Origin of the sequence: Bacillus sp. A1, from assembly GCF_042296235.1 — a bacterium.
Lineage (GTDB): Bacteria > Bacillota > Bacilli > Bacillales > Bacillaceae > Bacillus > Bacillus velezensis.
Genome location: NZ_CP141181.1, coordinates 3370552 through 3393817, shown reverse-complemented (window position 1 = coordinate 3393817; position 23266 = coordinate 3370552). Strand labels below are relative to the sequence as shown.

Annotated in this window: 28 protein-coding genes; 26 read left to right on the top strand and 2 right to left on the bottom strand. The window is 47.5% G+C overall.

Annotated elements, in window-relative coordinates:
- Nucleotides 1–10 precede the first annotated feature (10 nt).
- The 25 genes from U2H13_RS16795 (at nt 11) to U2H13_RS16675 (ending at nt 20843) form a co-directional block, all read left to right on the top strand.
- Complete coding sequence (locus U2H13_RS16795; protein ID WP_069449012.1) at nt 11–442, top strand: phBC6A51 family helix-turn-helix protein; 432 nt, start codon at nt 11–13, stop codon at nt 440–442.
- Nucleotides 443–447: 5 nt separating this feature from the next.
- Entirely contained in the window at nt 448–2088 is a 1641-nt protein-coding gene (locus U2H13_RS16790; protein ID WP_069449011.1) for a phage portal protein, read from the top strand.
- The gene (locus tag U2H13_RS16785) at nt 2088–2912 is read left to right on the top strand and encodes a phage minor capsid protein (RefSeq protein WP_069449010.1); all 825 of its coding nucleotides are present in this window, start codon (nt 2088–2090) and stop codon (nt 2910–2912) included. Before U2H13_RS16790 ends, U2H13_RS16785 begins: the two co-directional genes overlap by 1 nt.
- Nucleotides 2913–3002: 90 nt before the next feature.
- Nucleotides 3003–3563 (top strand): ribonucleoside-triphosphate reductase, encoded by a 561-nt coding sequence (locus tag U2H13_RS16780; protein WP_069449009.1) that lies wholly within the window; start codon nt 3003–3005, stop codon nt 3561–3563.
- Between the two features lie 32 nt (nt 3564–3595).
- Entirely contained in the window at nt 3596–4504 is a 909-nt protein-coding gene (locus U2H13_RS16775; RefSeq protein WP_069449008.1) for a major capsid protein, read from the top strand.
- A gap of 55 nt (nt 4505–4559) precedes the next feature.
- A complete protein-coding gene (locus U2H13_RS16770; RefSeq protein WP_069449007.1) occupies nt 4560–4751 on the top strand; it encodes a hypothetical protein in 192 nt (63 codons plus the stop codon).
- A gap of 13 nt (nt 4752–4764) precedes the next feature.
- Nucleotides 4765–5151: a hypothetical protein gene (locus tag U2H13_RS16765; RefSeq protein WP_029973265.1), complete on the top strand. Its 387-nt coding sequence runs from the start codon at nt 4765–4767 to the stop codon at nt 5149–5151.
- 15 nt (nt 5152–5166) lie between these two features.
- Nucleotides 5167–5487, top strand: coding sequence for a hypothetical protein (locus tag U2H13_RS16760; protein WP_079890925.1), 321 nt, complete (start codon nt 5167–5169; stop codon nt 5485–5487).
- Nucleotides 5484–5891: a hypothetical protein gene (locus U2H13_RS16755; protein WP_029973262.1), complete on the top strand. Its 408-nt coding sequence runs from the start codon at nt 5484–5486 to the stop codon at nt 5889–5891. Before U2H13_RS16760 ends, U2H13_RS16755 begins: the two co-directional genes overlap by 4 nt.
- 6 nt (nt 5892–5897) lie before the next feature.
- Entirely contained in the window at nt 5898–6287 is a 390-nt protein-coding gene (locus U2H13_RS16750) for a minor capsid protein (protein ID WP_104678878.1), read from the top strand.
- A 24-nt stretch (nt 6288–6311) separates the two neighbouring features.
- Nucleotides 6312–6866, top strand: a complete 555-nt coding sequence (locus U2H13_RS16745) for a hypothetical protein (RefSeq protein ID WP_029973260.1) — start codon at nt 6312–6314, stop codon at nt 6864–6866.
- Nucleotides 6867–6923: 57 nt separating this feature from the next.
- Nucleotides 6924–7295, top strand: a complete 372-nt coding sequence (locus U2H13_RS16740) for a hypothetical protein (RefSeq protein WP_029973258.1) — start codon at nt 6924–6926, stop codon at nt 7293–7295.
- Between the two features lie 332 nt (nt 7296–7627).
- Nucleotides 7628–8236, top strand: coding sequence for a phage tail tape measure protein (locus U2H13_RS16735; protein ID WP_069449006.1), 609 nt, complete (start codon nt 7628–7630; stop codon nt 8234–8236).
- A 100-nt stretch (nt 8237–8336) separates the two neighbouring features.
- On the top strand, nt 8337–9098 hold the full coding sequence (locus tag U2H13_RS16730) for a hypothetical protein (protein ID WP_069449005.1): 762 nt from the start codon (nt 8337–8339) through the stop codon (nt 9096–9098).
- Between the two features lie 179 nt (nt 9099–9277).
- Nucleotides 9278–11524 carry a phage tail tape measure protein gene (locus U2H13_RS16725; protein ID WP_069449004.1) on the top strand — a complete coding sequence of 749 codons (2247 nt, stop codon included), beginning with the start codon at nt 9278–9280 and terminating at the stop codon, nt 11522–11524.
- Nucleotides 11525–11530: 6 nt separating this feature from the next.
- Nucleotides 11531–12955 (top strand): glucosaminidase domain-containing protein, encoded by a 1425-nt coding sequence (locus U2H13_RS16720; RefSeq protein ID WP_029973255.1) that lies wholly within the window; start codon nt 11531–11533, stop codon nt 12953–12955.
- Between the two features lie 11 nt (nt 12956–12966).
- Nucleotides 12967–14367, top strand: coding sequence for a phage tail protein (locus tag U2H13_RS16715; protein WP_376700549.1), 1401 nt, complete (start codon nt 12967–12969; stop codon nt 14365–14367).
- Between the two features lie 14 nt (nt 14368–14381).
- Nucleotides 14382–16946, top strand: a complete 2565-nt coding sequence (locus U2H13_RS16710) for a peptidase G2 autoproteolytic cleavage domain-containing protein (RefSeq protein ID WP_376700548.1) — start codon at nt 14382–14384, stop codon at nt 16944–16946.
- A 12-nt stretch (nt 16947–16958) separates the two neighbouring features.
- Nucleotides 16959–18527 carry a BppU family phage baseplate upper protein gene (locus U2H13_RS16705; RefSeq protein WP_376700547.1) on the top strand — a complete coding sequence of 523 codons (1569 nt, stop codon included), beginning with the start codon at nt 16959–16961 and terminating at the stop codon, nt 18525–18527.
- 13 nt (nt 18528–18540) lie between these two features.
- Nucleotides 18541–18696, top strand: coding sequence for a hypothetical protein (locus tag U2H13_RS16700; protein WP_158649805.1), 156 nt, complete (start codon nt 18541–18543; stop codon nt 18694–18696).
- The gene (locus U2H13_RS16695; protein ID WP_029973250.1) at nt 18697–18882 is read left to right on the top strand and encodes an XkdX family protein; all 186 of its coding nucleotides are present in this window, start codon (nt 18697–18699) and stop codon (nt 18880–18882) included.
- Between the two features lie 23 nt (nt 18883–18905).
- Nucleotides 18906–19115 (top strand): BhlA/UviB family holin-like peptide, encoded by a 210-nt coding sequence (locus U2H13_RS16690; protein ID WP_045509347.1) that lies wholly within the window; start codon nt 18906–18908, stop codon nt 19113–19115.
- 81 nt (nt 19116–19196) lie between these two features.
- On the top strand, nt 19197–20135 hold the full coding sequence (locus tag U2H13_RS16685; protein WP_376700813.1) for an N-acetylmuramoyl-L-alanine amidase: 939 nt from the start codon (nt 19197–19199) through the stop codon (nt 20133–20135).
- Nucleotides 20136–20156: 21 nt separating this feature from the next.
- A complete protein-coding gene (locus U2H13_RS16680; protein ID WP_013351583.1) occupies nt 20157–20414 on the top strand; it encodes a holin in 258 nt (85 codons plus the stop codon).
- 126 nt (nt 20415–20540) lie between these two features.
- Nucleotides 20541–20843: a hypothetical protein gene (locus U2H13_RS16675; protein WP_039063545.1), complete on the top strand. Its 303-nt coding sequence runs from the start codon at nt 20541–20543 to the stop codon at nt 20841–20843.
- A 292-nt stretch (nt 20844–21135) separates the two neighbouring features.
- On the opposite strand, the gene U2H13_RS16670 is transcribed toward U2H13_RS16675, so the two are convergent.
- A complete protein-coding gene (locus tag U2H13_RS16670) occupies nt 21136–21447 on the bottom strand; it encodes a hypothetical protein (protein WP_007407407.1) in 312 nt (103 codons plus the stop codon).
- Between the two features lie 16 nt (nt 21448–21463).
- On the bottom strand, nt 21464–22894 hold the full coding sequence (locus U2H13_RS16665) for a lipase (RefSeq protein ID WP_376700546.1): 1431 nt from the start codon (nt 22892–22894) through the stop codon (nt 21464–21466).
- 56 nt (nt 22895–22950) lie between these two features.
- On the opposite strand from U2H13_RS16665, the gene U2H13_RS16660 reads away from it, so the two are divergent.
- Complete coding sequence (locus tag U2H13_RS16660; RefSeq protein WP_021495239.1) at nt 22951–23265, top strand: DUF1433 domain-containing protein; 315 nt, start codon at nt 22951–22953, stop codon at nt 23263–23265.
- Nucleotide 23266: the final 1 nt, after the last annotated feature.

Genomic DNA, 23266 nt, shown 5'->3' with positions numbered 1-23266 from the left:
AGGCGATAAAATGTCGCGGATGAAAGAGCTCGAAGCAAAACTAACGCTTCAGCAACGCAAGGCAGCGCAAGTCGTTGCGAGTAATGAAGTCACGCCCGAAGACGGGAACAAACGAAGTCAGGACGCGTTGGCCGAAGAAATCGGTGTAAGTCGTATGACGCTCTATCGATGGCGGTTTCAAAACCCGATATTCATCGAATACATGAACCTATTAGCGGACGACATGCTTTCCGGGCACCGGTCCGAAGTATACGGGCAGCTCCTAAAGCTGATAAAAGGACCGCAGCCTTCAGTTAAAGCTATCGACTTGTTCATGCGTCGCCACGGCTTGCTGACCGATCGTCAGATAACGACCGCTGAAGCAGACGGAGGCGCCCGAAGCAACGAAGATATCGAGAAGGAAATCGAAGAACTGCCTGACATTATCGGAGAGGAGGAATAGCGTAAATGGGTGTTTTAGGATGGTTTAAACATCGTGACCATGCCCCCGACGAAGGTCTCCATATCAAAACGTATGGAATTATCCGTGAAGGTGCGCAGTTTCCGCCTGCTGATTCAATTGAAAGGCTAGCGAAATACAAACGAGCAAAGAAGTTCTTTGAAGGGCGACAAAGGGATGTCTACGAAAGGGCAACACAAATTCTTAAAACATCTCCACAAGCAGACCAACTTGAGAAGCTCTATATTGCAATTAATTTAGCAGATATTCTCGTCACAAAACCTGCCGACTTGCTGGTAGGGGAACCTGTTCGTTTTGAGACGGGCAAACCGGATACAAGTAAAGAACAAAGAGCGCTCAACAAATACGTTGAAGAAAACGACATTAATCAATTAATTCATGAGAGTGCTATTTCTAGCGGATATAGAGGCGACGCTTGGTTCAAAGTTCGATATGGCTATAGGCAAGACTTTTCGGAAGTTAAGAAGCTTGGCTTAATCGATGGGGACGCGCCGGAAGGTGTAGAGATGGAACCAATCATTGAACACGTTAATGCTAGTTGTGTTTTCCCTGAAGTATCTGATAGCAACGTAAAATCATTAAAAGCACTAAATATAGCACAAGTCCAGTGGGTAGAAACCGAGACTACAGAGATCCCATACTTGCTTGTTGAAAGGCATATCCCGGGATATATTTTATACTCTAAATTCCGTCTCTACGAAAATGGGTATGACAATTCTACAGGTACGCCTATCCAAGTGTTCCGTATAGGTGAGCTGATTCCGAACGAGGGTGGAACAGTCTACGAAGAAACAGGCTTGACGCACATTCCTGTTTTTCACGCACCTTATAAAAGTGTCGATGATTCGCTTTTCGGTATCGGTGTTATAGAGAAGCTCGAAACTGTTCTCTCGGCAATTAATGACCGTCTGGTGCAGATCGATTACATCCTATGGAAACACAGCGACCCGACCGCGTACGGCCCGGATTTAGAAGGGCCCGGAGATTCGGTTCAGTTTGGCGGCAAGTACATTCCGGTAAATAAAGACGATCCGACTCCGGGCTATATGGTTTGGCAGGCGCAGCTTGACGCAGCGTTCAAAGAGCTTGACGTCCTCTTCAGTAACGTCTTTCAAATGGCCGAGACACCGCAGTGGTTATTCGGCACGACGATTTCCGGAGATAATTCAGGCGGCACAGGCACGTCTCACACAGACGGCGCGGCGATCAAAGCTCGCTTCATGCCGATTCTTTCGAAGGTAAAGCGTGTTCGGACGCACTATGATAAGGCAATAAGAGATGCATTGTGGACGTGTATGTTGTTGGATAAAAAAATAGGCGATTTAAACGTGGAAGAGGCAGTCTATCCAAAGGCTATTTGGAGCGACGGCCTTCCGAAGAATGAAAAAGAGCTCGCTGAAATTATGCAAATCCGTACAGGCGGCAAGCCTACGATTGACGTTCGCGGAGCCATTAAGCAGCAGGACGATGTGGACGACGAAAAAGCTGACGAAATTATTCGCCGCATTGAGGAAGACGAAAAAACGACGAGCGGCTTTGTTGACGGATCGATTTTCAACAAGGAAGAACCAGAAAAGACCCCTTCGGACGAGGATAAAGAGGAAATCGCAGAGGAGGACGATAGTTAATGCCTCGTTCTCCTGAGCCTCAATACGATTATCAGACGAATCGGCTTGCCGGATATTATCAGGAAGCAGTACGAGACATTTTGGCGGAGCTTGAACGAATTGACCTCGATAATTTTCGAAGGGCTAACGCGTTGGCGACCTTGAAATCTATTAGCGAGATCCTCAGCGATTTAGACGAAAAATCTTCCGCATGGATCAAAAAGAATGTTCCGAAGGCGGCCACCGATGGTATTGCGCGGGCACTGGTCGCTCTGGACGTAGCAAAGACGGTGGCGGACGCGGAAAAGGTCGTTGCTTTTAACGAGGTAAACGAGTACATGGTTGCGGCTGCTGTAGCGGATACGCAGTCGGATTTATTAGCAATTACGCAAAACGTCGATAGGAAGACGCGGGCCGCCGTGAGGAAAGCCGTTTCGGATTCGATGCGGCTTAATATGACCAAAGGGACGAACGGACGGCGGAGCATAACGGATCTGGTGCGCAAGTCTCTTCGGGCTTCGGTGAATACCGGCATTATCGACGCGAGGGGAAATCGATGGAAGCCGGAAGTGTATGCGGACATGGTCGTCCGTACAAAGATGATGGAAACCTACCGGGAAGCTCATACGAATGAGGCGGTAAGTCGTGGCGCATATTATGCGCAAATTTCGTCGCACGGAGCGAAGGATCTATGCCGTCTCCACGAGGGACAAATCATTAAGCTGACTGACGATGCTCCCGGCAATTATCCGACATATGACGAACTCAAAGCGACCGGGGAGATATTTCACCCGCGTTGTAAGCACGTAATTTCTACAATAAGAAACCCATCAAGCGCCGTGTAGCGCTTTTTTATTTTGTCCGAACGTTATGACGTTAAAAGAAACGGCTGCATCACTCAATAGCCGACGGGCTTTAAGCGGTGGAGGGACTGTATGAGCAAATTAGATTTTCTTCAAATGAAGAATCTTCAGTTTTTCTCGGATTCATCCGAAGAGGCGTCGAGCGATCTCGCTGAACCTAAAGCGGACACAAGCTCAGAGGAAGCACCACTGGTGGAAAAGACGTTCACTCAGGAAGAGCTTAACAGAATTGTAGCAGAACGAGTTGATCGGGAGAAGAAGAAGTATGCAGATTACGAGGATTTAAAAGCCCAAGTAACTGCGCTAGAAGACAAGACAAAGGCGGACAGCTCGACTTTAGAAAAATATGCCGAAGTCGAGGCGCGAAGGGACGTCCTGGAAGGAACACTTACCAAGATATTTGATTCCAAAATTACAGGCATCCCGGAAGAGTTTCGTGATCTTATCCCTAGCGACGGACCTATCGAGCAGCGGCTAGATTGGGTTGTAAAAGCTGAAGAAAAAGGGCTATTTGCCTCTAAAGCTAAGACGCCGCTAGGAAAACCAAGTAACCCGCAACCAGATACAAGTGAGCATCTATCAAACTTATCGCCGCGCGAGATGATCAGAAGAGGATACGCGAAAAACCAGTAACCTACATGAAAACCAAAGGAGTGTTTATTTAAATGGCAATCTCATTAGTGGAATCAGCAAAACTAACCCAAGACGCACTGAAGAAGGGTGTTATTACAGAGTACGCGCAGAACTCAGCAGCATTGGAGGTCTTACCGTTTATTGAAATGGAAGGTAATGCGTTCTCTTATAACCGTGAAGGTGCGCTGCCCGGTATCGATTTCCGTGGAGTAAATGAAGCTTACAAAGAAAGCTCAGGAACAGTGAACAACCAAGTCGCTCGTTTAGCGATTCTTGGTGGAGACGTAGATGTTGATAAATTTATTGCTCAAACAAGAAGCAATATCAATGACCAACGAATGGTACAAACATCTCTTAAAGTAAAAGCATTTGCGCGTTTTTTCGAAAAGAACTTCATTGACGGAGATGTAGGAGCTAACCCTAACGGATTTGACGGACTGAAAAAACTTACCACATCGGTTGTGGACGCCGGCGAGAACGGTAATACTTTAACGCTTTCAATGCTTGATGAGTTGCTAGACGCGGTCGATGGCGGCCCTAATGTTTTGTTGATGTCTAAGGAAATGCGAAGAAATTTAAAAGCACTTATCCAAGCCGAAAACGGATATTTTGAAACCGAAGGCTACGACGCGTTTGGTCGCCCTGTATTAATGTATGGCGGCGTTCCTATCCGTACTATCGGCAAAGATACAAACAACGCTGAAATTCTCGGTTTTAATGAAACGCAAGGAACTTCTACGGACACTGGTTCTATCTACGCGCTCCGTGTTGACGAAGCTGACGGCGTTGCGGGCATTACTAACGGTGGCGTTCAAGTATACGATCTAGGCGAGCTGCAACAAAAACCAGCTTACCGTACACGTATCGAGTTTTACGCCGGATTAGTTGTTCAGAACTCTTCATCTGCTGCTCGTCTTAAAGGTGTACAGCGTAAAATCTAATCGCAGTGACTAACGGGGCGGTATAGTCCGCCCTATTCTTTTAAGGAGGAAGATAATGAAATATAAAATCCAGGCCCCAAATGAGCATTATAACGGCGTTACTGCGGGTGTTTCTTTTTCTTCCGGCGTTGCTGAAATCGACTCGAAAGAAGTACGAGACGATCTCGTAAATAATTTCGGATATGCAGACATCACCCCGGAGGCTAAGGCGCCGAAAAAGCCTGCACGTAAGTCCTCCGGAAAATAAGGGGGCTGTGCGTATGGCTTTAAGCGTAGAAGCTGCAAACGAATATATCAACCGAATGACAATCGATAACGAGGATTGGAACGACTATGACTTCGCAAAGCAGCAGCGTGTACTAAACGTAGCCGAGGACGTCTTGGCTCGAAAGTTTCGTAAGTACGTCATTCCTGACGACGCAGTTTACGAGTTTACGAATGTGCTTGCGACTGCTTATAACGATACGAACCGTCTGAATAAGCACGGCATCGCGTCTTTCTCACTCACCGGCGTCGGGTCGTTTACGTATAAGGAAACGCTTCGAGCTGACGATGAGTCTCTCATACCCAAAAAGACAATCGACCTGATCGAAGAAGAGAACGACGTAAAACTTAGCGGCCGGACCGTAAAAGCGACGGTGATGTAGTTGGCGATCATACCAATGCGTCAGGTCGTGACCGTTACTCGTGCTTCAGACGAAATAGACGTATGGGGAAACCCTGTGAACGTCGAGCCGTTCGAAATTAAGTGCCGAATCGACGAAGGATCTACTATTGCGAATTCACGTTCTTCCGGCGTTGTGAAGAGCGAGGAAGTCGTAGCCACGGCGCGTATATTGGTCGATACATTAGCCGACATCAGGTATACGGATACACTCGCGTTCACGAACGAGCTGGGCGAAACTATTGAACGTAAACCGAAGGAAATAAATGTGAAACGGCATGTCAGCGGTAAGCCGATTCTGACCGAGGTAATCGTATGAGTTTTACGTTGGATGCTGGCGATTTTCTATCGTTGTTGGATAGCCGAGAGGCAGCCGTTGAGCAGGCAGCGAAGACAGCGATGCATGATAACACGGATGACCTCGCTAGACTTGCGCAAAATATCGCCCCGATCGATAAAGCTACGCTCCGTCGCGGCATGAAAAAGAAGGTTACGCTAAAACGCGATAGCCTGATCGGTGAGGTATCGTTCCGAGCCGTTGATAAAGGCTTTAACTATGCGCTATGGACTCACGAAGCGGATTACAACCTCGGACCAGTTTCGGCAAGTGCAGGCGGAATCAACGGTTATCCAGTCGGCAACAAATATCTGGAACGTCCGCTGAAAGGTGAATCGCAGAAATACATTAATCACGTAGCAGACGCGGTAAGAAGGGAGTTGTGATACTCGTTGAAGATAACCGAATTAATCTCGTTTATACAGTCGCGGGTTGACGGCGTTTATTACGCAAACGGATTCCCGCGGAATGCGGCAGATGAATGTACTTATGTGCGATTTACGGGCGGATTTCCTCCGTCTCAATGGACCGGAAAGAGTCAGCCTTCGTTTCAGATAATCGTACGAGGCAAGGCCCGCGGTGACGCTGACTGCGAAGAGAAAGCGTATCAGCTTCAGGAAGCGTTAACGAATCTCCGTGAAGTGTTTATCGGTAATAGCTCAATCGTTGTTATCCGCGCGGCCAATTCGGTGCCGTTATTTATCGGATACGACGACAATGATCGTCCCCAATACTCGTTAAATTTCGATTGTGTAGTGCGCCCTAACCGGGCGCTTTTTTAATGCAAAAATAAAGGAGGAAAACGGATGGCTGGAATTAAAACGATTCAAGTTCCTATCGGCCCCGCAATCGTCGAATACGGCGAGGGTAAGGATATGGTGACGTTTGACATCACGAAGGGCGGCATCGTTTTTAAGGCGCAGATGTCTAAGCAGGATACAACGGTCGACCAATACGGTGACTCGATCGTAGGTTCACGGACAAAGGGCGGAACCTGCGAATGTACCGTACCGTTTGCGATCTATGATTTAGAAAAGATTCATAAGGCGGTGCCGAACAGTAAGTACGTGTCTGACGGAGACAAAAAGAAGCTGGTGGTCAGCGGAAAAGCCGGATATGACTTACTGAAGGATGCGAAGCCTTTACGAATTAAGCCGACAGATCCGGAAGCGACGGCCAACGACTGGCTCACGATTCCGTTAGCTGGTGCGTCGACTGACATCGAATATACGTATGATTCCGATAATGAGAGGATCGCTAACCTAACGTTTACCGGTTATCCGGACACGATGGGAGACGGCGATCTTTTTATTATGGGCGACGAAACGGCCGGGACCTCTTCCGGAACCGGCAGCGAATAACAAACGAAAGGCATCGTCGAGAGGCGGTGTCTTTTTAATTAACGAAAGGAGAGTCGCATGAACATTTTCAAAAAGAAACAGGAGACTGATTCGGTCCAGCTCGGAAAGTATCCGGCCGAGGTTGCGAAACTTACTCCGGCCAAATGGAAACAGCTTTTCGCGGCACTCGATAAAATTCCGTTTCTCGTTCTGGAAGTCTTTAGCGCACCTAAAGTGGAGTTCTACTCGTACTTAGTGAACGCAATTGAGGTCGGCATGGATGAGATCGTCGAGATTACGGCATTATTGAGCGGCGTAGATGCTGAGTACATCCATGAAGAAGTTGGTACAGACGAAATTATCGAGTACATCAGGCTCACCGTTAAAAAGAACCGCCTTGATTCACAAGCAAAAAACGTGAAGAGCCTTCTTCCGAAACTCGAAAAGTAGACGAAGAGGGCGATCCGTATACGATTGACGACTATCTAATCGAAGCGGCTATCAGTTTAGGCGCCACTCAGTATCAGATAGAAAACGAGTTTTATATGGTAGATATCCCGAAATTTGTGCGCGCCAAGACGAAGCGAGGCGCGGTAAGGCGGATAGAAGACATTCGCGTACTTCTTGCAACGAATAGCCGGGCAAGTGAGGACGACGAGTATAAACAGCTCATGAATACGTTGATTCGGGCGGCAGGACTTCGCCCTGAAGTGAAATTCGACCGTGATAAATTCGAACAACTACGGGCTTTACAGGGGAATTTTCGGAAAGGAGGTAAATAGATGGCCGGAACAACAGTCGGAGAAATCCGGGCGCGTATTGAATTAGACATGTCAAACTGGACGCGTAGGCAGGCACAGATTAGAAATGATATGGCGCAAATGGGCCGTTCATCTGCGAATCTCTCGAAGCAAATGGCCCTCGTCCAAAAGGCTTCGCTTGCGGTCGGAGGCGCAGTCGTAGCCGGCATCGGTGTCTCCGTCAAGAAAGCGGCTGACTTCGAGGAGGCCATGTCGCGAGTTAAAGCGATCAGCGGCGCGACCGGTCAGGACTTCGAAGATCTGAAGAACATCGCGGCTAAGATGGGCGCCGAAACAAAATACACCGCAGTCGAGGCGGCCGAAGGTCTTCAATACCTCGCGATGGCGGGCTTCAGCGTAAAAGCGCAAGTCGGATCGTTGCCGGCCGTGCTTAACTTGGCTGCGGCTTCAGGCGAAGGACTCGGCCGTTCAGCGGATATCGTTTCGAATATCATGACCGGCTTCGGCATTAAAGCAGAAGACTCCGGACACGCCGTTGACGTACTCGTAAAAGCGATGACGACGGCCAATACGGATCTGCCGCAATTGGGTAAACAAAATTGCCCGGCCGCTTGGGAACAAGCAGCGTAACACCACGTGAATTCGGTGAACTCTAAGTCACTTTAAATAATAAGTAAACGCTCAGTCCTTTTCTTTAAAAAGTTTCGCAGTTAAAGAGGGGGATTTTTTTATGCCGAAAAAAAGAACACATGAAGAATTTTTGAAAATTGTTAATGACCGTACGGAAGGAAAATATAGAATTCTTGGAACTTACGTGAATAATGTAACGCGTGTTAAGACCTTGTGTACAGTTTGCGGCAATGAGTTTCTACTATGCCCTAAAGATTTCATCAGAAAGAACACAGGGTGTCCTGTATGCGCTAAAGCTCGTGTAGGACTGTCAAAAAGACTAAGTCCTGACGAATTTGAAAAGCGATTTCAGGAGATGTACGGTAATGACTATGCGTTGCTTACTCCGTACAAAACCAGTAGGGAAAAAGTACGAGTTAGGCACAACATTTGCAGCCACGTCTTTGAGCCCTCGGCTAATAATCTATTAACAAAAAGGAATGAATGCCCGAAGTGCTCCATTTCCCGGGGAGAAAATTTAATCGAGCGCTTGCTGGTTAAGCGGAAAATCTCTTTTAAAATCCAATATTCATTTTCTGATTGTAAATACAAAAAACCGTTACTTTTTGATTTCGCCATTACAGAGGGCGAGAGGGTTATAGGCTTAATCGAGTTCGACGGCAGACAACACTTTAAAGCAATTGATTTTTTCGGCGGGAAAGAAGGACTGAGATTAACTAAAATTCGAGATGGAATCAAAAACGACTACTGTGAACGGAAGCGCATTCCGTTACTAAGGATTCCCTATTGGGATCTAAATAGGGTTGAGGTTGTAGTCTCGGAGTTTTTAAGTGATATGAGAATACCGAGCGAAGCCGCATAGGAAACTTGCGGAACGTGTAACGACTAGGTGAAGTAGTCTACGGCGTATTAGCTATGATGAAACACCCACGAGCGCGTGGCACCCTAACGTCTTTGACGCGGGTGAAGATATAGTCTGAGCTTGCGGGAAACCGTAAGAACTACCGGATAAAGAGCCGGTAGGATAACAAACTGGATGCAATGAAATTCGTCGCCCCTGTTGCGCACTCTCTCGGATATTCAATCGAAGATACTGCGACAGCCGTTGCGAAAATGTCAGATGCCGGTATTCAGGGATCGATGGCGGGTACGGCGCTTCGTGCGTCACTCTTACACCTTACGAATCCGGTCGGTCAGTCGGCCAAGGCGATGAAAAAGTACGGAATCGAAGTAAAGGACGCACACGGAAATCTAAAGCCGATACCGGAGCTCGTCGGCCATATTTCGAAGAAGTTCGAAGGGATGACGTCGGCGCAGAAAACGGCAGCGGCGGCACAGCTCGTCGGAGTTGAAGCGGCTTCCGGATTCGTTACGCTCTTGGGCGTGGGGGAAAAGGGACTGCGCAACTACTCGAAGACGCTGAAGGAAGCCGGCGGGACAGCGGACAAAGTAGCGAAAACGCAGATGGATAACCTCAAAGGGTCATTCGAACAGTTTACGTCTGCGCTCGACGGCCTCGGCATCAAAATCGGAAACGAGTTTTTACCTACTTTCCGAAAAATTGTCGAAACCGGTACGAAGGTGGTCGAGTTCCTTAGCGAACTGAATCCGGGGATCATTACGACTGGCCTCGAAATGGCAGGCGCGGCGGCAGCGGTGGCGCTGGTAGCGTCGTCCATGATGAAACTCGGAATCGCAGTACGCGGTTTGTTCGTTGCGATGGGGCCGGCCGGATGGGTGATCACCGGGCTCTCGATTCTTGGCGGTTTATTAACCGGTGTTAAGTCCGGTTATGACGAAATGAATACCGTGAGCTTAGAATCGGCTGAAGCTAAGCAGAAGGAAGTTGAATCGCTTAACGATTTATCTGCGGAGTTTGAAAAACTTCAGACTAAGACAAAATTGACTGCGGATGAATTTTCGTATTACCTCGATTTGAACGACCGAATTAAAGCGGAAACGGATTCCGACGCAATTAAGCGTATGAAGGAAGAGCAGGAAGGACTGCGTAAGAAATCCGGACTGACAAACAGTGAATTTGATCGCTATCTGTCGCTTAACGACAAGGTTTTAGAGAAGGCACCGCAAACAAGCGCTGCGATCACCGATCAAGGTAATGCGTTCGCGAAAAATACTAAGGCGTTAAAGCGGCTGACTGAGGAAAAGGCGGAGGATCTGCGACTTGATCTGGAAAAGCAGAAAAACCTCGCAAATAAAAATTATGAAGACAATCTAAGTAAGCAGAAGCAGCTTACAGGAGAAATAAAAGACCTGACAAAAGAGAGGCACAAAAGCGAGAGTGAGGTAGCAGATCAGCTTGCTCTAATTGAAAAAACTGAAGGGAATATAAGAGACGCTAAACTCGAAGGAAACACGAAAGAAGTAGCTTCACAAGAGACTGTCCTTGAAGTTCAGAAAGGGACCTTAAAGACTCTAAGAAGCCAATTAGACACCAGCTTACAGAAAATTTCAGCTAAAAAGACCGAGCTTGGTAAGGTGAATGAAGAATTATCTAAGCTGGATACTATTCGTCAGAAAATGATCGACCTTGAGCTCCGGCAAGTTGGATTAACCGCGAAAAAGGGCGAAGGTGTTAAGGTACTCAACGAAGAAATCGGCCGTCTACAGGCTGCAAGAGCAAACCTTGTCAATAACACCAATGCGGCGGACAGAAAGAAGAAGAAATATAAGGATGCCGTAAAAGCGATCGACGACGAAATCGCTAACCTCCGGACAGCTAAGGGACGCGTTCAAGATATCACCGAAGAAGCTCAACGGATGAACAGCGAGCTCGGCAAAGATGTACACAAAAAAGTGCTAGTCACGTATAACTCGGCCGGCGAAGAGATTAAGATTTCGAAGAAAACGTTTAAGAAAACGCACGGCCACGGAGGGCAGGAAGTAGCCGGCGCCTACCACACTGGCGGCGTCATCGGCCTCGGGCAGATCAATAAACTTCACATCGGCGGCCTAGCGTCTCAATTCGCTAATCCGATGAGCCACGAAGTCGATATCCGGGCCCTGCGTAACGAAATGGTGCTTACTGAAGCGCAGCAGGCGAATCTTATGCGAATGATAGACGCAGGGCATACGTCAGGGCTCGGAGGAGAGTCTGGCTTATCCTCGGATATGTTGCGCGCGCTCAGTTCGATTGAGCAGGCGATTAAGACGAAGGGTGGCGCTTCCATAATCGTAGATGGATACGAACTAGGCCACGTCATTGAGCCGCATATAAGCGCGATCCAGCAAGATGGCCTCGATATAGAAAGTCTAAGGAGCGGGAGGTGATTATGAATGGGAAATACGGACTTCATAAAGAAAATCGCCCCGGATGCGCAGAAAATATACGTGAATTATAAAATTCTCGCCAGTCTTGTAATCGCGCAAGGGTGCTTAGAAAGCGCCTACGGTACCAGTGGTCTTGCCGTTAACGGAAAGAATCTTTTCGGAGTGAAGGGCGAATATAACGGAAAATACGTCATCATGAAAACGTGGGAAGTAATAAACGGAAGGAACGTTCAAGTGGACGCCAAGTTCCGGAAGTACCCGACGTGGTATGAGTCGATGCAAGACCTTGCGAAGCTTTACGTAAACGGCGTCAGTTGGGACCCGAATCACTATAAGGCGGTCGTAGGTGAGAAAAACTACAAGAAAGCGACTGCTGCGCTAGTAGATGCCGGTTATGCAACGGACCCATCTTACGCGTCAAAGCTTAACAGAATTATTGAAACGTACAACCTGACGAAGTATGACACCGCCCCATCACCGTCGAATCCATCTACTCCTTCTGCGCCGGAGACAAACAACCCGGCTCCGGTTGTCGTTGAGGAGCCTGAGGTATCTATCGATGTTTTTTCAAGCGTTTATACAACGCCTCCATCCGGTGTCCCTATTACGGATAGCAACTTCCGGATACTTTACAAGGATGGACGCATAATCGATATGGCTCGCGATTTATCGGTCCTTGTACGGAGTTTCAAGATTGCTTCGCCCACTCCCGATATCGATTACGAAACGATTCCGGGGAGAGACGGCTTAGTTCGAGTAGGAAAAAACTTCGGGGCCCGAACGTTGACTGCCGAATGTCTCTTGCTCGGAGCGGATGACGTTGATTTTCATTTATTACAAGCGGAACTCTTTCACGCGCTTCATCGCGAGGAGGAGTTCTTTTTAGTTTCGGAAGCGACGCCGAAAAAGCGATGGCGAGTCGAGCTGAGCGCATCATTCACGCCTGACAGAATCGGCAGCTTCGGAGACTTTACGCTGACTTTCCAAAGCGCCGCGACTTATTGCGAATCAGTCGGCACCACACTGGATGCGTTTACGTTTGATGTGAACAAATGGCAGATAGGCGAAGGGCTGACGGACGATATCCCTTCGTACAAACACAAGACGAAGACTTTTCGTATTTTCAACGCGGGAGCCGTCCGGCTAGATCCGAGATACATGCCTTTGAAAATTACGTATAAGGGCGCGTCTGATAAATTGTCGATCAAAAATAGAACGACGGGCGATCTATGGACGTTTTCGGGCAAATCTACCGCGAAGGAAGCGATTCAAATTTCCGGGGTTACTGCGAAAAAGGGGAACGTTAGCATCTTCGGTCAGACAAATTTCGGGCTTATCACGCTAGAGCCCGGATGGAATGAATTCGAATTAAGCGGGTCGAACGGGGATTTTGAGATTGCGTTTGATTTCAGATTCCACTATTACGCGTAGGGAGGTGTGCCATGTCGAGTCTGTTTGTGAAAAATCTCGCTAATCAAGTCGAAGCATTAACGGACTTCAGCGTGACAAAGAAAGATGAAATCGATAACGGTAGATCTTTAGATGTATCAGTTATACAGACGGAACGGAACGTGCACTCCTTTCCACTGATACAAAATGAGGGTTCTCTATTTTATGAAGATGAGGAATTTGTTATCAGAAAGACACGGTACGTACCGATCGGGAGCAAGAGACTAAAGGTCGACATTACGGCCCTGCACCGATCATTTTCAGATCTCGGAGAAAATTACGTGTACGAGACTTCGGGGAAAAAGAAAAAACTTTACCTCGAAGATATGCTGGATATCGCATTAAAAGGCTCCGGGTATTCTTACGAAGTTGTACCGGATGGTCTTGGTGATTCATTTGAAGTAGAGGATTTTGGGAATGGATACTCGCTCGGACTGTTAAACGATATAAAAGAAAAATACTCGGCGGAATATGAATGTATTGGAAAGAAAGTGTACTTCGCGAAGGAGATAGCGAGAGATACAGACTATGTTATTCGCGATCGAGTAAATGTAAAAGATCCGACACAGGAAATCGACACCTCTTCTATAAAAACGTTTATCAAGGGCTTCGGAAAGAAAGACGACAAGACAGGGAAATATGCGGTCGAAGCTGAATACAAAAGCCCTTTGGCTGCAATCTACGGAATTAAACACGCAAATCCAATATTCGACGACTCTTACACGGCAAAGGACGAGGGGAAACTTGAGCAGCGGCTAGAGAAAGAACTGACCGATAAGATTGAAATATCTATCAGTTTGACATATGTAGAAGTCGAAGCTTTGAAAATGCAGGACATCCGAAAAGGCGATTACGTGTGGTGCATATTAGAACCATTTGATCTTCGCACCAAGCTACGCGTTGTCAGTGTCGAATCTTATTCCAATCCGAATAAACCGTCTGTTTTTACTTTCGGAAAATTGCGGCCGAATATCAGTAAAACTGTCGCAAAACTAGGTCGTACACAGAGCACGCTCTCCAAGCTTATCGATACGTCAACTGGGAAAGTGAAAGGCAGCGCCATAAGCGGAAACATAACCATCGGAAAAGACGCGATTTACGAAGACGGATACGATCCGACAAAGCTGACGATTCCTACGTACGGCCGGGCAAACGCAACCACTGACGGTCTTATGAGTTCGTCGGACTACGTGAAGCTGGCGAGTATCGTATTAGGGCCCGACGGTCAAGTTTCTGTCTCGCTGGCTACCGAAACGACTGACGGCTTAATGAGCGCAGCCGACTTCGCAAAGCTGAAGCGCATCAAGGTCGGTACGGCTGCGGTGGATATATCGACACTTTCGCAACAGCTCGAATCTATAAACAAGCGCCTGACCGCGCTGGAGAATAAATAACGAGGAGGAATACAATGCCGAAATTTCCGTACAGAAAGGCCGGGGCAGCGTGGGACCGTGTTTTTCGTAACGACCACAACCAAAACCTCGATGATATTGCGGACGATATTAAAGGATCATATACGGAACTGGCCGCACATAAGAACGCGAAAACCGCCCACACGTCGGAGCAAATCGACCATGGCGGTTTTTCTTTGCGCACATATATCGACGGCCTGTATAACCGTATTAGGAATCTGATCCTTAACGCGGATGGTACAAACGTAAAAGAGGTCGTTGACGCTCGTGTAGACGCGGAAGGAAACATCGCGCCTTTATTGAAAGAGCGACTCGACAAAGAGTATAACAAGCTTTTACGCAAAATTGAGCGCGATGTAAACGTTGATGACTACGGAGCCGATCCGACTGGTGTTAACGATAGTACAGAAGCGTTTAAAAAGGCGATCGGGAACGGTAAGGTGCGGCTAAATCTATCGGCCGGGACGTATATCGTTAAAGGCGTCAAACTGCCGTCATGGACGTATTTGATCGGCCAAGGTATGGGCGTTACTACGCTGAAGCTGCACGAGGATACGCCGGCCAGTGAGTGGGTCATTATTAACGCGGACCCGGAGTCCGGAAACCGGAACATCGTAGTCCAAGGAATGTCCCTCGACTGGAATCCGGAGCGGCAAGGCGGGGTAGGCGCGACGGGAGGTATCCATTCGAGCTGCTTAACTTTTGCGCAAGTGAAATTCGGTATCGTCCGGGAAGTAGAGGGGATTAATCCGGGTCTTCATTGTTTTGACATAACGGCACCTACCTACAATATTTCAACGAATGATTACACCGCAAAAGGTAGTAAATACGTATGGGTTGATCGCTGCATCGGGTCTGGATATGGGGATGACGGAATCACCACGCATTATAGCGAATATATTTTCATTACTCACAACGTAATGACATATCCAAGCGGAAAAGCCCACGATAAAGGGGCCTCAAATTCAAACGGAATTGAAGTGGATGATGGCTCCAAGCATGTATGGGTTGTGGATAATTATACAGAAGGGAATGTTCGGGGCGTAGAAGTCAAAGCGCATGCTAAGTGGCCAGCTCCATGTAATGTCCATATCCGCGGTCACGAATCTTTTCGAGACGTTCGATCATTTGATTTGCGTCACATCGGGCACCACCTCGTATCAGATCCGTGGAGCGAGACGGCTCGTGATGTGACGCTGGTCGATTGTACAGCCAGAGAACCTGTATTTAATTCTCTATACGAAGGAATAGGCCCAAGGGCGCTAGTCGTATCGGCTTATCAACGCGTTAAGATAATCGGGTTTACGGCTATAGGCGACCCGACATACGACTACAGAGGCAACTCAGTAATCGCGTTTCAGTATAAAAGTCGGAAAATCAGCGTCACGAACCTCCAAGTGTCGGGCTTTAAAAATGCAGGGTGCGATGTTAAGGTGACTGGCGGCGATCAACGGACGGATGACGTCTTCATCTCGGACTTCGTTATTCACGATTCGGCTCATAATGGCATCGAGATCGGAGGCGGTGTGTACAACGTCAATCTGGATAACGGAATTCTGCACACGTCGGGAGGTACGGCTGGTGTTACGTCTCCGAATACACAAACAAATATTTCAATGGTCCGGTCGTATGGTTATAAGGATGCGGCAATTCTCGGAGGGCAAAAGTATTCATTCGTTCCCAATAACATTAAAGGCGGGTTTCGGGCAGCTTCGACATCAGGACATCCGGTAGACAAAACAAGCGCAGTCATTGCGACCACAGGCGGATGTACAACGAAAGGACCTAGAAACGTCGTTTTAGGCGCCAGCGGTGGCTCATCCACAACAGCTTCTCGTCAAGCGGTTATAGCGTCAAACAATTCACATACAAAAGGTGACGGGCCGTCGAGGGTCGTACTCGCTGCCAACGGGGTTATCAACGATAACGGATACAGCGTCAGAGGGGGCTACGGAAGCGGAAGCGCCTCGGTCGGAAATACGAGATGGGAACTCGATTCGACTGGCGGCCATATTCGCGGCACAGGGCGAGTGGAGAGCGTCTCAGATTTCAAAGACTTCGCGGAGTATTTCGAATCTGCTGACGGTAAGAAGATTGATTCAAGCTGTCTCGTCGCGCTAGAAGGCGAAAAGATACGAAAAGCAGGCGAGGGAGATAAGATTCTCGGAGTGGTTTCGGAAACTGCGGGCGTGGTGCTCGGCGGTGCTGCGTTCTATTGGAACGAGCAGTACGAGAGAAACGAATTCGGCGGCTTGGTTTACGAAACGGTTATCGATGGCGGCGAAGAGTTAAGCGTTCCAAAATTAAACCCCGACTATGATCCGACTCTTGAATATGTTCCGCGTGACTCTCGGGACGAATGGCATGTCATCGGTCTGATCGGTCAAGTCTTTGTCAGGATTGACGAAACAGTGGCTGTAGGGGATAGCGTTTCAGCAATCGAAGGCATCGCAACAAAGGCAGAAAACGGCGGCTATGGGACTGTTATGAGAATCAAATCCCCGTATGATGCGGAAAAAGGATACGGTGTAGCTCAAATGATCGTTACGCCGCAGCACTAAGGAGGTTTTGCAGTGATATACAATAACGCACCACTTGCGTTTGAGGTGACGAGCCGGACAAAAACGAATATTAAAACCGCCATACAGTTCAGCACGCAAGACATCGATACGGCGCGTTTAATCTTCTCGTTAACAAAGGATGGCGTCCCATTGCCGTTGTCTGCCGTTACCGGAAAGCTCGTCATGTTTATGGCGGACGGCAGCCGGTTCATAAGAAGTGTAGATATTACGGATAAAGTCGAAGGGGTTGCGCAGTACGTTCTGTCAGCCGAAGAGATCCGACACAGCGGCGATGTGCAGGCGGAACTTTATCTGTATTACGCTAATAAGCAGGCGCTTTCCATCCATAAGTTTTCGTTTGCCATCGACAAGGCGCTGATTGATACGGATATCGTACCGTTGGCGGAATACTACGTGGATGACTTTGAAGCGTTGCGCCAACAAATCAACGACTTATATGACGAAGTGGTCGAAACAGTCGAAGAGCTGCGCAAGAAATTCGAAGACCTCGAAAATATTGAAACGAAAGAAGGGGCGCAAGCAAAAGCGGATGCTGCGGAAAAGAATGCGAAATCGTATACGGACACTCATACGAAAAGGACGGACAATCCGCATGGCGTAACGAAATCACAAATCGGTTTGGGGAACGTTGAGAATGTGAAGCAGGAGACGCCAGACGGTGCTCAGGCAAAAGCCGACAAGGCCTTAACGGACAGCAAAGCGTACACGGACACACACGCAGGCCGGACTGATAATCCGCACTCAGTGACAAAGGATCAGATCGGACTTAGTAACGTCGAAAATGTTAGACAGGCCGACTACTATGCGTTTCGCCAACACGACAACAACGGAGAACGCCACACATCAAAAGTTGAGAAGGAAAAGTGGAATGGATCGCAGTTGTTTAAATTGACGCAGGATACTGGCGCGGCACAGTACATGACAGACATCGATTTTAATGCGGTTACAGATACCGGCTTCTATTATATGAGCGGCGCAACGACGGCATTAAACGCCCCGGTAAATAACAACGGCTATCTTATCGTTAATAACTACAGCACGTACGCGTATCAGGAATACACGTCCTATAGCAGCAACGATTCTACGTCTTCGGGCCGGCGGAAATTTATGCGTAATAAGGTCGCGAGTTCAGATTCATGGACGTCGTGGCGCGAACTCGAATCGGTAGAAGGGTCGCAATCAAAGGCAGATAAAGCACTGACAGACGCTAAAGCCTATGCAGACACAAAAGTGGGGCAACTCACGAGTGTGTGGACGGTCATTCCTTTAATAAACGGTGCAATCACTGACGCTGCATCCCCGTTGCGGTTCCGAACTAAAAATGGAGGAGATGAAATTCAGCTTAATGGAGGATTTAAGTCTACGTTTAATACGATCATCGCATCAGGATTGCCGAAGATAAAAAATCCGATCGAATTCCTTGTTGCAACTGTCGGAACATACGGATACTTGCGAATGGATTACCGAGTCAACGGCGACTTGTATCTGGCTGGCGGAACCGTAAATAGTGAGACAGGAATTAGTAAAATCTCTGTAAATATAACGATTCCATTAGCTTAAAGGAGGGCGACACGTGGAAGACACCACTATTTTTCTGGAAGATCTTCTGGTTCAGGATTCGGGGCTCGCTTACGAGTTATTGCTTATGCAGGCAAAATATGAAGAACTCAAAAAAGAGAACGCACAGTTAGCTTACGAAATGATGACTACAACAACGGGAGGTGCTTGAATGGATTGGTATAACAGTATCAAAGGTTGGTATGAGCGAGGGTTTTGGACGAAAGAAATGGTTGCAGATGCTGTTCGGTATGGAAAGATTACGTCGGAACAATACAAGGAAATTACCGGAGAGGTCTATCCGACTCCCGGGGATGAGCCTTCTGAGAAGACTGACGGTTCTATCGTAACTCAGTAAATAACGAAAAGGAGGCGTAGTTATTGAGCGGCGGCGAATTAGACGTACTCAAATATTTTTTAACGCAGGGGCCGTTCGCGGTCCTTTTTACGTGGCTGCTGATTTACGTAATGAAATCGAACCGTGAGCGTGAATCGCGGCTACAAGATCTACTCGATAAATTTAGCGATAAGTACGACGTCATCATCGATAAGATCGATAGACTCGAAGAGAAATTCCGCGGAAGAGAATAACCGAATAAACGCACCACGCCCGTCAGGTGAGAGTCCCGGCGGGCTTTTTTAATGCGAAAAATACGAAAAGGGGACGATTTAATGGCGATTTCAGTACGTAAGAACCTAGTGTCTGCGAGTAAGTATTCGATTAAGTGTCCGTATTCAATGGATGCGAAGTACATCACGTTCCACAATACGGCCAACGATGCTTCAGCAGACGCAGAGATCCGATATATGATCGGAAACAGCAACGAAGTGTCTTACCATTTCGCAGTAGACGATAAGGAAGTCGTTCAAGGTATTCCAACGGACCGTAACGCATTTCACTGCGGAGATGGTAGCAGCGTAAATTCCGGAAACCGGACGTCTATTGGCGTCGAGGTGTGCTACTCGAAATCCGGCGGTTCTAAGTATGAAGCGGCCGAAAAACTGGCGATCAAATTTATCGCGCAATTGCTGAAGGAACGCGGATGGGGCATCGATCGTCTGCGCAAACACCAAGATTGGTCCGGCAAATACTGCCCGCATCGCGTATTAGCGGAAGGCCGTTGGGAATCCGTAAAAGCGGCAATCGCTGCGGAACTCAAAGCACTCGGCGGCAAGTCCTCCGCAAGCAAGCCGGCCAAAACATCCGGATCGACATACACCGTTAAGAAAGGCGACACTTTGTCCGAAATTGCGGTGAAAACTGGCGTCAGTATGGCGAAGTTACAAGCATACAATGGCATTAAGAATGCGAATAAGATTTCGGTCGGCCAAGTATTAAAACTGACGGGGGCGGCCGGTTCTTCTAAACCGTCATCCAGCGGTAAAAAATACGTTTACCTTCCGGCGTCTGCCGACTCATGGCGCATCTATCCGACCAACAAAGCGCCGGTCAAAGGGAACGAATGCGGATTATTGCGTCCTAAGAAATTCGGCGGCCTGAAGTACGAGGTTCTTGGCAATCCACAGACCGACGTGTACACGATCAAGACGGACCAGTTCGGAAAGGTAAATATCTATGCCGCGAAGTCCACAGGCGCAACAGTAAAGTAAACGAAAAGGGAGACGATAATTATGGAAGAAGTATTAATTTTCGCGACTATCCTCGCGCCCATCTTAACGGCGCTCGTTCAGCTCGTTAAGAAAACGGTTAAGCTACCGACGAATATTGTGCCGGCTCTCAGTTTCGTCATCGGCATCGGATTGGGCGCGATTGCCTATCCGTTTACTGACCTCGACTTGGTGCTGCGTTTGTGGGCCGGCGGCTTTGCGGGTCTGGCCGCGACGGGTCTTTTTGAAATCGGAACAAAACGAGAGGGAACTACGAAATAAAATAACGGAACTTTTTGCGGGCGCTTGCGTATGAATACGTAGGTGTCCGTTTACATAACGAACAGGTATTGCGGAAAAAGATGGTCGGATAGTATAATTTAACTACGAATAGGGGAGGCGTGGAATTTGGTTAAATTTATTCAATACGTTGGATTTGCTATACTTGCAGTAGGTATTATCGCGTTTTTGTATCTTGGATTCGGCTTGAAAACATATACACCGGGCTTATCGGAAGGCTATACGTATGCCGAACCGCACCCGCTACGATGGATTTACGCTACGGCCTCCTTTTTAGGGGCGGCTTTCTTCGGCAGCGTGCTCATCGGGCTGGCTCGTATTTTACACCACAAGGAATCCGATTCTAGTTACATTCGAGAAATACAAAACGACCTCCGCCTGATGAAAGCGCGCGAGGGAATTTCGAAATAATAAACAGCCCTGTCCTTAATCGGATGGGGCGTTTTTTTTATTTATCAGCGTGTTGACGTGCGGAGAATACTCGGTATATAATACGGACAAGTACATGCGGTATCCGCGTCCTTAAATTCGGGACCGTTAATCGCATTAAGTGTCCGTAAAGGTTACGGATGCTCGAACGGATGAAATATCGTTATAGGTTTCCGGTACCACGTCTGTCGGGGGTTCGAATCCCTCCGAGCGCGTCTCAGTTAAGACGATAGGAAAAACCTCGCAGATGTTAAATCTGTGAGGTTTTTTTATTTTATCTTGTTTTGAAACTGTTAACGAATGTGTCTCTGTTATGTTCGGTGCCGGCAATCAGCCGCGCACTTTCACTGATCCGCTGCGCGAGAGCTTTTTGCGCCTTGCCTTCAAAGCTGTTCAATAGTGCTGAATACACTTCATATAATTCATCTTTCAACGTATCCATTTCGAATGTCGGTTTCAGCGTTCGGCGCACTGTCTCCAATTTTGTCCCCGCTGCCTGCGTCATCCCTGTTTTCAGCATCTGCCGCTGCAGCATTTTCTTCATTGGATCGTCCTTGTGTTCTAAAAGTTCGTCTAATGTCGGCATTATGTATCCACCTCTATCATCTTAACCAGTTTGCGAGCATCTGGTCTTTTTCCTGAAATTCGTCTGCTATTTTATGTAAGAATCCGCCGATCTCTTCAAGGTCTGTGATCGCTGCCTGCAAAGAATCAATAAACGCCTGCTCAGCCTGAGTGTCATAAAAAATCGGGCCTTTATCGTAAGATAGCGCAATATCTTCAATGGTATTGGTCACGTCCTGTGCTTGAAGCTGATCATACAAGCCGTGTCCGACTTGACCGTAGAATTCTGTTTTCAGTTCGGCAATTTTTTCATCGTGCTCCTGATAGGCGTTTTGCGCTTCTTTTTTCATCGTCCGCAAATCCTCAGTCATTGCCTGCACCTTTTCAGCCAGCTTCTTTGCGTTTGTCGGCGTTACTTTTATTGTATCTGCGCTTCCGATTGCACCGGCCGGCAGAAGAGCGCCGAGGTTTTTATCAAAGACTAATTCATCTCCGTTCGGATTTGCGATATTTCCGTTTCTGTCGAACACGAAATTTGCTTCGTTTAAGCCGTGTGTATCCGGATTTCTCAGAATGACGGTAGTGAAGAAATAAGCGAGATTTTTTCCGATCTGCTCGCTCAATTTCCCATCAAGCCGCTGCTTTCGGCTGAACTGTGAGAGAGAGGGGTTTTTCGTGTAAATCGTTGTCCCGTTGTGGCGGTCATATTCGTTCCAATAACCTGCCCCGACCATGTCGTCCGGATTGATAATTGACCGGATGTAAGGATCATATATGCCGCTGTTGATCTCTTTCTGTGTTTCTTCATCGTGCAGCTTCACGACGGAAGGACTGTTAAACGCGACGGCATACACATCATTATTCACCGCGCTGTATTCGGCCTCAGCGCCGCCGAGTGAATGGCCGGTTGTTGAAATAATCGTTGACGTTCCGGCATACTTTTTCTTTACGCTGCGTACCAGCTGATCGGCTTGATCAATTTGCGATGTTTTCGTCATCAGCTTATACTTTCCGGTTGTGAGCATGGCGTCTTGAGAAGGTGTGCCGTGATAGGTCCCGAGTGTTTTCGAGGTATCCTCCGCGTCTTTTTTCACAATATAATACACTTCTTTTTTCGGATTATTTCCGAAAACAATATTGCCGCCGTCCGCTTTTACGCCGTCATTGATCGGGTCTTTTGCGATATCGGTTCCCGCAAAGGCGACGACCACGTTTTCGGGGCTTTTTGATTTTATCCATTTTCTGTTATTCTTCACTGCTTGTACTAATACAACCGCATCAAGTCCTGTATTATCGTCTGATTTTATTTGATCGACGTACCAGTAAGTAGGTTTTGAAATGGAAGAATTAATACGTATATAATCGTTCTTCTCTAATTTCCGTTTAAGATAGTCATAGTTATAAGCACGTTGACTCATCCTGTAATATGTTTCATCTGTCAGGTTTGAAGTCCTGATTTTCTTGCTCAAGATATACAGCACCTTTCTTGTCATGTAAAATAGGGTAGGGAAAGGGATGATTTTTTTTGAAAAAATACCTTATTATTGTTCTAGTGTTAATTATAACCGTTGGAGGGTTGGTTATGAAGCATCAATATGATGTGAAAAAGGAAGAAAATGCTCTTTTCGAAAAAGCCAAAAGTAAAATGACCGAGTACTTGCGTAGTGAGTACAAGGGTATAGAGAAAATTTCTTATGATGATTATTTTATTGATCCAACCGGCGGAATTACAGTTGAAGGATATCTAAACGGCGATAAAACTAAAGAATTTGACGGCTTATATGATCCCGTAGGAGACAAAATAGGGAGCTCCTCTGTGGATGCGGAAGAAAAATCTTAAC